Raw genomic sequence first — 12,473 nt, 5'->3', positions numbered from 1 at the left:
GTTCTCATGCCTTATTTAGAATATTAAGCAGAGAATTTTTATTTCTGTAGTTTTTTAATCCCCATTTCATACAGCGCAAAAGAAATCAGATCTGCATTTTCTCCGATCACCTGTTCTGTAGATCTTCCGGCTCCATGTCCTGCATTTTTCTCAATTCTTAGTAAAATCGGGTTGTTACAAGCCTGTTTTTCCTGTAATTCTGCACCAAACTTAAAAGAATGTGCCGGAACTACCCTGTCATCATGATCACTGGTAATAATCATGGTTGATGGATAACACGTTCCTGCTTTTACATTATGAACCGGAGAATAAGATTTTAAATAGTCAAACATTTCTTTGTTGTCTTCCGCAGTTCCGTAATCATAAGACCAGCCTGCTCCTGCAGTGAATTTATTATACCTCAACATATCCAGAACGCCCACTCCCGGAAAGGCAACTCTGGCTAAATCCGGACGCATCGTCATAGTAGCTCCTACCAGCAAACCGCCGTTTGATCTTCCTGAAAGTGCCATAAACTGTTTGGAAGTATAGCCTTTGCTCTGTAAATATTCTCCTGCAGCGATGAAATCTTCAAAAACATTTTTTTTCTGCATCTTCGTTCCTGCATCATGCCATTTTTTACCGTATTCTCCGCCACCGCGAATGTTCGGAACGGCATAGATTCCGCCATTTTCCATCCAGATCGCATTTACTACAGAAAAGGCAGGCTGTAAGCTGATGTTGAATCCGCCGTAAGAATAAAGAATCGTAGGATTTTTACCATTCAGCTTTGTTCCTTTCTTATAGTTAATCATCATCGGAATTTTGGTTCCGTCTTTTGAAGTGTAGAAAACCTGTTCAGAAACATAATCTTCAGGATTGAATTTCACTTTTGGCTTCTGATACACTTCCGATTTCCCTGAATCTGCATTAAATTTATATGTTGTTCCGGGAGTGATGTAATTCGTAAAAGAGAAATACAGCTCTTTCTCAATTTCCTTCCCTCCAAATCCGGATACGTTTCCTTTTCCGGGAAGAGAAATTTCACGGATCAGTTTTCCGGTTCTGTCATATTGTTTTACCTGATCAATCGCATCAATCATGTAGGTTGCGAAGAAATATCCTCCTCCTGTTGTAATTCCTAAAACATTTTCGGTCTGGGGGATAACATCTTTCCATGTTTCAGGAGCCGGATTCTTAATGGTTGTTTTTACCAGACGCATATTCGGAGCATCTTTATCCGTAAAAATATACAGATCATCACCCTGCGTATCAACAATGCTTACATTGATATCAAAACCTTTATTAATCTGAATAAAATCGCCGCCTTTTTTAAGATCTTTAATGTAAAGTTCATTTCCGTTGGTTGCGTTGGCTGCGGAAATAATCAGATATCTTTGATCTTCGGAAACTCCCGCCCCTAAATATCTTCTCGGTGTTTTGTCTCCGCCAAAAATTAACTGATCTTCAGATTGTTTGGTTCCCAGTTTATGAAAATATACTTTGTGTTTATCCGTCATTCCGGAAAGTACCGTTCCTTCTTTTGGCTTATCATAGCTTGAATAATAGAAACCTTCATCACCCTGCCATGAAATTCCGCTGAATTTTACATCAGCCAAAGTTTCATCAATCTGCTTTTTTGTAATTGCATCAATAATGATGATTTTGTTCCAGTCGCTTCCTCCTTCCGAAATAGAATACGCAGCCAGATTTCCTTTTTTGTTGAAAGAAAGCTGTGAAAGCGATGTGGTTCCTTTTTCAGAAAATTTATTGGGATCCAGAAAAACTTCGGTAGCTTTGGTTTTATTGTTGGTTCTGTATAAAACCGACTGCGCCTGTAATCCGTCATTTTTATAATAATAGGTATACTCTCCTTCTTTGAAAGGAGCCGAAATCTTTTCATAATTCCAGATGTCTCTTAACTGATTCCTGATTTCGTCTCTGAAAGGAATTTTCGAAAGATAATCCTGACTGTGTTTTACCTCATCATCTACCCACTTTTTCGTGGCTTCAGAATCGTTCTCCAAATCTCGGTACGGATCTGCAACGGCAGTTCCGAAATAGGTATCGGTTTGTGTTCCTTTAACTGCTTTTGGGTAATTCATTTTTTGTGCATAAAATGTCGCCGAGAAAAGAACTCCGGCTGTTAGTAAAATGGGTGTGAATTTCATATTAAGCTATTTTCCCAAAAATAAGGAATCTGTTTCGAATAAAAAAAGCCGTCTAAAGACAGCTTTATATGATTAATTGAGATTTCTCAGATAAAATTCATTCATTTTCCAGTTCAGTTCCTGCGGTCCGCCGTTCCAGTAATAAATATTTTCTCCAACTTTCACCTGATATAAATTGAATTTCTGTTCTGTAGAAACCAATTTGTCCGCTTTTTTTATTTCGTTGGTAACATCAATAAGGTATTTCTTCATTTCTCCTGCGCCAATATTTTTAATATCTCCCATATTGAGCATCAGGTTATGAGAAGGCACATTAAAACTCACTTCATAGGTCACCTCAGAAAATCCGTTTCCTTTCAATCGTTCATCATTTATGATTTTAATTTCTTTTACCCTGTATTTTGCATTGGCAAAATTCTGCATCAAAGCACTGAAATAATTTTTAACCTCAACCGAACATTCAGATGCTACGTTTACAGGAAGACCCGCAAGAAAAAGTTTCGTATACTCATCAATCTTTTCGTTGTAGGTGTCCTTAAGTTTCATTTTGTGGGTACTTTCTTTCCCAAGAAAATTAATAAGATAGCTGTTCAGTTCTTTTACAGACTCATCATCATATTTTACAAAAGAATTAAAATAAAGATTAAAAACATTCTCAGGCTTTAGAATATTTTGGGATTTTAAGCTCCCAAAAGAGAAGAGAAATATTGCCAGACAGGCAATGTTAAGCATTTTCATAAGTACGGTACATTTTCAGTTTTAGTGTATAAAAAAACTCCTGAACCATCAAGAGTTAATATAAAAATACATTATTTATACCATGTAAACAGATTTTCACAGAATTATTTTTAAACAAGCATTACAGACAAGATGTAAAATACTGATTAAAAAAAATTTAAGCCGTCAATATTTTAAACATTCAGTTAAGCTCAAAATAAAAGTCTCCGAAATACTCCGGAGACTTAAAAAAGATTTTATGGTAAAGATTTTATAAACTTTCTTCTTCGCCTTTCATTTTTTCGGCGTTTTCTGCCATGATGACGGCATCGATCATCTCAGAAATATCTCCGTTCATGTATGCATCTAAGTTATACATCGATTTGTTGATTCTGTGATCGGTAACTCTCCCCTGAGGATAATTATACGTTTTAATCTTCGCAGAACGGTCTCCCGTAGAAACCATGGTCTTTCTCTGCGCCGCAATATCTCCCTGAACTTCCTGCAATTTGATGTCGTACAATTTTGCACGAAGCATTTCCATCGCCAGTTCACGGTTGGCTAACTGGGAACGTGCCTGCTGACAAACCACCACCAATCCTGAAGGTTTATGCGTAAGCTGAACTTTAGTTTCCACCTTGTTAACGTTCTGTCCTCCTGCTCCACCTGAACGTGAAGTCTGCATTTCGATATCTGCCGGATTAATTTCCACATCCACTTCTTCAGCTTCCGGAAGAACCGCAATGGTAATGGCAGAAGTGTGAACTCTTCCCTGAGATTCTGTCTCAGGAACACGCTGTACACGGTGAACTCCGGATTCGAATTTCATGATTCCGTACACGCCTTCCCCTTCCACTTTCATGATAAGTTCTTTGTATCCTTTCGCCGCTTCGTTAGAATCTGTGATTTCGTGTCTCCATCCTTTCGTCTTGAAATACATGGAATACATTCTGTAAATGTCTTCCACGAAGATGGCTGCTTCATCACCTCCTGTTCCGGCACGAAGTTCCACGATAACGTTTTTATCATCTGCAGGATCTTTAGGAATTAATAAAACTTTTAATTCTTCCTCCAGTCCCGGAATTTTTTCCAGCGCTTCGTTTTTTTCGATTTTTGCCAGTTCCACGAAATCTTTATCAGATCCGTCAGCAATAATTTCGTCGGACTCTTCAATGGTATCCAACGCTCCTTTATATTGATCGTAAACTTTTACAATTTTCCCCAAATCGCTATATTCTTTGTTCAAAGAAGAATATCTTTTTTGGTCTGAAATAACATCAGGCTGTATAATAAGGTCTGCCACCTCATTATATCTCTGTTTTATAGCTTCTAATTTTGGAATTAATGATTTAGACATTATGAAAATTTTGTGGGTGCAAAGATACGGATTATTAATTCAATTTTAAAACTAATAGTTTGTTGTTCTGAATGAAGCGTATGCGTATTGAAGAATCTTTTTTAACGAAATGTTCGCAACAGTTTTTGAATTAACCGCTTTTTCAAGCGCAATGTCTGCAGAAGCTTTCTTTTTAAATGATTGCAAATATAATTCTGCTATCATTTGCTGAGTGAAACGCCCTTGCGAACGGATTCTTTTCAAAGCTAGTCTAATTATTCTTGCGAACTCTGCATTAAAAACAATACTTAATTGTAATGATTTAACGCTAAGATTTACAAATCAAAAGTTCAAATAATCTTCACAAACTTAACTTCTTAAATAATCTTAATGGTTCAATTTTTTAGCGCAATGTTCGCAAAGATTTTCTTTTAAATGATTGTAATTACTTTTCGGTCGCAACGGCGTTTCACTCAGCAAGTGATGAGAACGTTTAAATGATTCTTTGCGAATGATACCTTCTTTAAATTAAGACGTCTCAAAATGATTTTAAAAATATATTCTGCTATCACTTGCTTAGTGAAACGCCGTTGCGAACGGATTCTTTTCAAAGCTAGTCCAATTATCCTTGCGAACATTGCGTTAAAAACAATGATTAATTGTAATAATTTAATGCCAAGATTTACAAATCAAAAGTTCAAGTAATATTCTTAATGATTCAATTTTTTAACGCAAGGTCCGCTGAGACTTTATTTTTAAATAATTGCAATTACTTTTCGGTCGCAAAGGCGTTTCACTAAGCAAGTGATAAAAATGTATAAATGATTTCTTCGTAATAGCTTCTTGAAATTAAGACGTTTTAAAATGATTTTAAAAATATATTCTGCTATCATTTGCTGAGTGAAACGCCCTTGCGAACATTTTTTTTCAAAGCCAGTTCAATTATCCTTGCGAACTCTGCGTTAAAAACAATTTGTAATTGATTTAGTAAGCATAACACCTTGCAAGTTGTGCTTTAAAAACAATTTTTAATTGTTTTACAATTAATCTAAATCAACGGATAATTTCTTATCAATTAAATACAGAACAATTCCCACCGCAACAATTCCTAATCCGATGATGCTTTCTTTAGGATTATGAATCAACGTGAAATACAAAATGTAGATGCTGAATAACAAAAAAACTGTCGGAAATACGTAAAACAGATTGGATTTGAATATCTTCCGGTCTTCTTTTTTAATGAAATACGCCGTAGAAATTGCCAGAGTGGCAAATAACTGCAGAATAAAAGCGGTATAAACAAAGATCTCCTTAAAACTTCCCGTTAAAATAATCAACGTTGCAATCACGGCATGGGCAAAAATCGCACGGACAGGAATTCCCTTTTTATTTCCGACCGATAGAGACTTCCAGAGTCTGTTTTCTTTTGCAAAAGCCTGCGTCAAACGGGAACCTACCCACAAATAACCGCTGATGGTAGCGACTAACTGTAAAGCAATAAAAATATTAACTATTTTACCGAAAGTATTTCCCAGCATATTATTGGCAGCTTCCCCCATCACATCTTCTTTTCCCGCCAACTGATTTACCGGAGCATGTTTCAGCATGATAAAATTAACCAATAGATAACATACGGTTACGAAAACCGTTCCTACAATGAGTGATTTCGGTAGGTTTTTCTGAACATCTTTTATTTCTCCCGCAATGTAGGAAGCAGAATTCCAACCGGTGTAAGAGTACGTTACAAAAACCAAAGACGTGGCAAAAGCAGGAAGCATGATTTCTTTCTGCCATGAATCATCAAACTTCAGGCTGTTTTCGATAGCTTCAGAGTCTGAAATTCCGATTCCTATAATGATGAGAACAATGATGAACGCAATTTTTATCAGTGTAAAAAAATTATGAAACCTGCTTGAAGCTTGTAAGCTGAATGACAAAAAAACGGAAACCAGAAAGATAATTCCGATGGCAAAGCTGTTTCCAAAAGAAACATCGAAAGCAGAAAGATATTTCGACATCGCCAAAGCAGCCAGTGCAACGGGAGATGAAAAACCGATGATGAGGGAAATCCAGCTTACCAGATACCCTAAAAGCGGATGATACGTTTCTTTAAGATAAATAAAATCTCCGCCGTTCCCTTTGAAATGCGAACCTAATTCGGCATAACAAAAGGCTCCGAACAAAGCAAGAATTCCTCCAATGAACCAAAGGAGGAATATGCTGTAGGTATTCGTAATATCGGTAAGCTGAAAACCGAGTGTTGTAAAAATTCCGGTTCCGATCATATTCGAAACGACAATTGCCACTGCGGTTTTCCAGCCGATCTGATGTGAAGTTGAATTCATTAATTAAAATGTAAAATTAAGCCTTCCGAAGAAGTAATTTCCGAGAGTTCCCATCTGCACCGGAGCATATTTGAAAACCCCAAAATACGAATTTTCATAAATCTGAAGATCCGGAAAGACATCAAACACATTATTGGCTCCGACGGTTAAATTAATATTTTTTGTGAAATCATATCCTACACTCACATCGGTTACTACTTTCGGATTAAACTCCTGAACTCCTCCAAACGGATATCCGTCGCGAATCACTTTCCCGAAGTAGGTATTTCTCACCAGAAAATTAAATTTTCCGATTCCGTAATTCAATCCTAATGAAGCTTTGGTTTTGGGCGACAGACTTTCGATGATATTGATCTGATCCGGTCCGAAAAATTCATTCTGCGGCGTCTGAAGATTAGCCGGGAAATGGAAATCTGTAATTTTTGTTTCGGTATAATTTCCGGCAAGATTGATATTTAAATTTCCGCCTCCAATTTTCCAGTCGTAAGCAACTACCAGATCTACTCCTTTGGTTTCCGTATCAACGGCATTGGCAAAAAATCTTCCGCTTTCCACACCATACACCGCCAGTCGATCGTCTGTAATATTACTTGTAATCACAATCCGGTCTTTTACTTTAATTAAATATCCGTCTAAAGTGATTGACAGCTTATTGATCGGCTTTAAAGTAAAGCCAACGCTTCCGTTCACCGAAGTTTCCTGTTTTAATTTGTCGAAGCCAAGTGCTTTTGCAGCTTCGCTGTCGTTATTAAAAATTCCTTTGGTAACAATTGAATTTCCTGTGGTGGAAATATCTGCATAAGAATTGTTAAAATACTGCTGATGAAGAGATGGCGCTCTGAAGCCTGTTCCCACCGCAGCACGGATTGCATAATTTTTTGCAAACTCATATCTTACCGCTAATTTTCCGTTCAGTGTACTTCCAAAATCTGAATAGTTTTCGAATCTTCCGGCAAGATCTACATTTAACTTCTTATCCAGATCATAAGAAACATCGGCATAAACCGCAGTTGAATGTCTGGATTTTGAAAGTGCGTTTTGTGGTGAAAATCCAATGAAAGACTGCGCTCCTCCTGCTCCTGAGATATTATCCGGATTGGTCGTCGCCGTCACCGGATTTCCGAAAATATCATATCTCATATAGGAAGCCTGATCTCCAGCTTTAATGTCGTACTGCTCAAACCTGAATTCTCCACCGAATGCGATATTGAAGTTCCTGATGTTTTTTGAAACATCAAGATTAATTGTATTCTGAAGAAAACTGTGTGCTCCCGCATAAAAATCCGTTGGTGACTTGGCTCCTAAAGATGCATTGACGGTGTTGCTTACATCATAATTAAATGTATTGCTTCCGAATGTATTGCTAAGGTCAAAAAACCAATCGTTTTTATTATATTTTGCTCCGACTGCATAAGAAATGTCATAGATTTTCGAGCCTAAAGTCGGCTGAAAACCGTTCGGATAAATAGAATAGACATTGTTTGAAGTTTCGCTCGGTAATCTTCTGAAACCGTAACCCTGCCCTTCTTTGATACTGAAGCCTCCGAAGGAATATATTTTAAATTGATCGTTCAAAGGATATTCGGAATTAAAAAATAACTGTGCCTGCTTTATTTTTGCATCGCCGATCTGGAAGTTAAAATCATCACGGGTTAAACCATTGGCAAGAATTTTCTGATCGTCCAGTGCTTTTGCAGCATTAAAATCCGGAGCAAAATCATATGCGAAATTATCACCGTAAATATCAAGATTATGATTCTGCGTTCTTGTTGTTTTTCCTCTTTGGTTTAATTGCAGGGACAAACTGATATAACCGTCTTTTTTCCCTAAAGAAGTTCCGTAGTTCGCTGCTGCCTGATACGTTTCACCATCATTTCTTCCGGAAATTCCGTAATTAAGGCTGGCTGTTCCGCCCAGATTCTTTTTAAGGATAATATTAATTACTCCTGCAATGGCATCAGAACCGTATTGTGCCGCCGCGCCATCTCTCAGAACTTCAATTCTGTCGATTGCGATTACCGGAATAGTACTTAAATCTGTACCTACAGAACCGTTTCCTACTGTATTCTGATAATTAACTAAAGAAGTAGTATGCCTTCTTTTTCCGTTAACGAGAACCAGAACCTGATCAGGTCCCATTCCTCTCAAAGTAACAGGATCGATATGTTCTGTACCGTCTGAAGCCGACTGCCGGACTGAGTTGAAAGACGGGATAACATAATTCAGTAAATCCTGAACGGTAGTTTGCGGTGAAGACTGCTGTATTTTTTCGATGTTGATGATGTCTACCGGAACCGGAGTTTCCAGTTTTGTACGTTTTGCATTTCGGTTTCCTACAATGACTACATCTTCTATCTGCTGTTCTTTTTCCTGTGCCGATAAAAATCCTATTGCTAAAAGGAGTACGCTTACGCTGAGTTTTTTCATTCTATTCAGTGCTTTAAAAAAATTAATTTAAAATGGTTTGCCGAAACAAACATAAAGACCTTCAAGAAGCTGGAATTCATACGGAATACTGACTCACTTATCTTCCCCCAATCGGGTTGGAATTAGCACCTTTTCATCAGAAAATGTCGGTTGCTAAGGTTTCTCAGGGCCAAATCCCTCCACCTTTCTCGATAAATCTACTGCAAAAGTAGACTAATAATTTTAATCTGCAAAAAAATTTGAAATTTGAATTTTTCAGAGCTATAAAAATTGTGAATAAGATGTGGATAACGCGTGAATTACCTATTAGCAATGCGTGAATTGGATGTTAGTATAGAAAAATTATTTGTCGATAAACAATTTTTTAATTGTGAGTAAAATATGAATAACCTATGAGTAAGGTATGAATAAGATATGGAAAACCTTTATTTTCAATGTGGAAAAAATTGTGAATAAGGTATTGAAAAGCCGTTAGTATCATATTAAAAACCTCCATTTTTATTGCGGATAAAATATGAATAAACAAAAAAAAGAGACCGCTTTTGCGATCTCTTTTTATAAACTTTTGAAGTTATCCACAGGTTATTTCACAATCATTTTCTGGATTGAAATTCCTGTATCTGATTTTAAATGAACCAAATACGTTCCTGCCGGATAATTTGTTTTTAATTCATAGGTACCGTTTTCATTATTCAATTTAAATGAATCCATTTTTTTACCGCTCATTTCGTAGATAAAAATCTCTCCGTTCTTCGCTTTGTGGTAAATTAATTTAGCCAGACCATTTTTCACAGGGTTATCCGCAATCTGTAAAGAAAGCTTATTTTCGGCATTCACGTCCATTGTGGATAAACTTCCCACATAATTTCCGAAAATCCTGAATTCTCCCGGCTGTAAAGTAATCGGAGCCGTTGTAGACGTTATATTAGATAAAGAATTATCCATTAAGTTCTGCCATTGCCCAACATATGGGAAATACGGAACTACACTCTGGACAGCTGTTGTATAATTTGCCAATACGACCACATTTTTCACTCCGTTAGTAATTGCGTTGTCGTACACATAAATTCTTGTAATTAATCCATTCGGATCATTTGCCAGATTATTTGATTCTACAGTATATGTTTTTGATTTGAAAACAGGATATACATTTCTTAAATTGATGATCTTCGCCCAGATATCATAAACCGCTTTTCTGTTCACATCCGTATCATATCCTAAAGTAAATGCAATCGGCTTTTCATCGGTTCTGCAACCACTATTAATTGTTCCGTTTGCACATCTGTTGATACTGAATTCATAACCAAGCTCACCGAACTGCCAGATCATTTTAGGACCGGGAATCGTGAAGAACGTCGCTCCGAAGGCTTTCATTCTGTCTAAAGCTGTATTAAGATTTTTAACATCATAGCTTCCGTTCACCGCTCCGTAAGCAAGGTTTTTGAACATTAACCTTTCTTCATCATGACTTTCTCCGTAACCTACCGCTCTCATTTCAGAGAATCCATGCAGGGTATGATTCATTCTGTCGAAATTACTGTTTTCTTTATACCCCATTGTATTCTGGTTATAAGATCCATTCTGGTTATTCCACATCATCACTCCTTTTCCTTCTGCAACTCTGTAGTTTGCCCATTGCTGTTCTTCCGCATCGGTTCCCAGATGTTCAAAAATCATGTAAGAATTCGGATCAAGAGCCCATTGCTTATCTGCATAGTATTTCAGGATATCAACTCTGTCCTGCTGATAAGCGTTTGTACAGGCTTCGTCGTTTTCAGAACAGCTTTGTGTAAATCCTTTGGTTAAATCCCAACGGAAACCATCTACATGATATTCCGTTAACCATTGCTGAAGACATCTTTCAACGTAATATTTAGTTGAAGAACTTGTATGGTTAAAATCATTAAACACATTATAAGAGTGTTTAGGAACCTGATTGAAGTAAGGATTATTGGCAGCGATGTCTCCATAACCGTCTCCATCCGGATCAATATTCCAGAGTCTTGCGAGCGGAGAGCGTCCGGTTGCATGATTGAAAGCAATATCCAGAATTACTGCGATTCCATTCTGGTGGCACAGATCAATAAATTCTTTGAATTTTTCCGGTGTTCCGTACGCTTTATCCAATGCATAATGGAAAGAAGTATTATAACCCCATGAAAGATTTCCTTCGAACTCCATGATAGGAAGCAATTCAATCGCATTAATGTTCAGATTTTTCAGGTATGAAATCTTATTAATTAAAGACTGCCAGTTTTTTTCCTGCGTAAAGTCTCTTAACAATAATTCATACACCACAAGATTTTCTTTTGCCGGACGCTGGAAATTCGTAACCTGCCAGTTATAAGGAGTCTGTCCTGTTTTAAACATAGAAACCTCAAAACCCTGCCCAGCCGGAAACGCAGGTAAGTTAGGATAAGTTGTAGAAGAGATATATTGGTCATCGTAAGAAGACAGGATCTGTGGAGAATACGGATCTGCCACTTTTCTCAAATCATTGGTTCTGTACTGGAAAGTATACAATTGCTGAGGTGTTAATCCGCTTAGTTCAATCCAGTATAGATCCGGATTTGTTGTGTCTCTTTTCATCAAATAAGCATCATTCACTGTCCAGTTATTAAAACTTCCGATCACATGAACGAAATTTTTAGACGGAGCATACAAAGCCAGTCCTACTTTCGTGTTATCGGTTGGATGATAATTGATTCCCTGTCTTATCCACGTCGGAATCGCTTCAGAAACCACATTTCTCGGAACCTGTAAAATAAATGTGGCATTTTTGGAATTTGAATTGGCATCAGTAGCAATTAATTCCATATTAGCATCTCCTGTTACAGTGTAGTTGTAAGAATATGAAGTTGATGCTGTAGAAGTAGAATTTACAACGGTTCCGTTAGCTTTAAGCTGAAAAGTTGCGTTTACACTGGTTGTCGCTGTAATGTTAATAGAATTTCCTGTAGGTACAGACGTTAAGCTGTTAGCCGCAGGATTTGTCATGGTTAAATTCAAAACTCCGACGTTGACAAAAATATCCGGACTTGTCTGATGTGCACCGGTTTTATCTTTCAGTAAAAAACCAAATCTTCCGATTCCTGTTCTTGCGTAAAAAGTTGTGGGTGTAAAAGACAATGAATAAGTGTCTGTCGCAGCGTTATAACTTAATCGATTAAGTTCATTGGAATTGTTCCAACTCCCGTTTGTAGGGCAATCCTGACTGTTCTGATAATTGGTATCCAAAGACCATGTCCAGATATAAATAGCATTGTTTGAAACTCCCCACGCCGATTCATCAATCTGATTTCCGGGTACGGTTAATGTTATTGCATCCGTTTCATTAAACGGATTCGGGGTAATTGTATAGCTGATCTGCCCAAAGACATTGGCTAAGATAAACAACAATATACCGGAATAGAATTTTTTCATATAATTCGTCCTTTTAAGTTTAATTTAATACTAAAGTAATTTATTTTTTGAAAAATTTTCACCTTTTCATAAAAA

The 12,473-nt window shown here is 37.1% G+C and carries 6 protein-coding genes and 1 riboswitch; all 6 genes read right to left on the bottom strand.

The genetic code is table 11. The features are described 5' to 3' along the window. Positions 1-38 precede the first annotated feature (38 nt). The gene (locus AC52CF_RS00095) at positions 39-2,150 is read right to left on the bottom strand and encodes a prolyl oligopeptidase family serine peptidase (protein WP_214587621.1); all 2,112 of its coding nucleotides are present in this window, start codon (positions 2,148-2,150) and stop codon (positions 39-41) included. A gap of 72 nt (positions 2,151-2,222) precedes the next feature. Next, positions 2,223-2,888 carry a hypothetical protein gene (locus AC52CF_RS00090; RefSeq protein ID WP_214587622.1) on the bottom strand — a complete coding sequence of 222 codons (666 nt, stop codon included), beginning with the start codon at positions 2,886-2,888 and terminating at the stop codon, positions 2,223-2,225. Between the two features lie 250 nt (positions 2,889-3,138). Next, complete coding sequence (gene prfA, locus AC52CF_RS00085) at positions 3,139-4,224, bottom strand: peptide chain release factor 1 (RefSeq protein ID WP_214587623.1); 1,086 nt, start codon at positions 4,222-4,224, stop codon at positions 3,139-3,141. A 1,022-nt stretch (positions 4,225-5,246) separates the two neighbouring features. After that, positions 5,247-6,548: an APC family permease gene (locus AC52CF_RS00080; RefSeq protein WP_496517700.1), complete on the bottom strand. Its 1,302-nt coding sequence runs from the start codon at positions 6,546-6,548 to the stop codon at positions 5,247-5,249. 3 nt (positions 6,549-6,551) lie between these two features. Beyond that, complete coding sequence (locus AC52CF_RS00075) at positions 6,552-8,975, bottom strand: TonB-dependent receptor plug domain-containing protein (RefSeq protein ID WP_496517699.1); 2,424 nt, start codon at positions 8,973-8,975, stop codon at positions 6,552-6,554. A 94-nt stretch (positions 8,976-9,069) separates the two neighbouring features. Next, a riboswitch (SAM riboswitch) is annotated at positions 9,070-9,173 on the bottom strand. Positions 9,174-9,557: 384 nt separating this feature from the next. Then, entirely contained in the window at positions 9,558-12,398 is a 2,841-nt protein-coding gene (locus AC52CF_RS00070) for an alpha-amylase family glycosyl hydrolase (protein ID WP_496517698.1), read from the bottom strand. Between the last annotated feature and the right edge of the window lie 75 nt (positions 12,399-12,473).

The sequence above is a fragment of the Chryseobacterium sp. 2P genome, from assembly GCF_059579425.1.
Note: the sequence above shows the minus strand (reverse complement) of the source record. Positions and strands in the feature narration are given on the sequence as shown.

Coding starts and splice junctions, on each gene's coding strand:
- AC52CF_RS00095 (WP_214587621.1), bottom strand. CDS start 2,150: ATGAAATTCACACCCATTTTACTAACAGCCGGAGTTCTTTTCTCGGCG.
- AC52CF_RS00090 (WP_214587622.1), bottom strand. CDS start 2,888: ATGAAAATGCTTAACATTGCCTGTCTGGCAATATTTCTCTTCTCTTTT.
- AC52CF_RS00080 (WP_496517700.1), bottom strand. CDS start 6,548: ATGAATTCAACTTCACATCAGATCGGCTGGAAAACCGCAGTGGCAATT.
- prfA (WP_214587623.1), bottom strand. CDS start 4,224: ATGTCTAAATCATTAATTCCAAAATTAGAAGCTATAAAACAGAGATAT.
- AC52CF_RS00070 (WP_496517698.1), bottom strand. CDS start 12,398: ATGAAAAAATTCTATTCCGGTATATTGTTGTTTATCTTAGCCAATGTC.
- AC52CF_RS00075 (WP_496517699.1), bottom strand. CDS start 8,975: ATGAAAAAACTCAGCGTAAGCGTACTCCTTTTAGCAATAGGATTTTTA.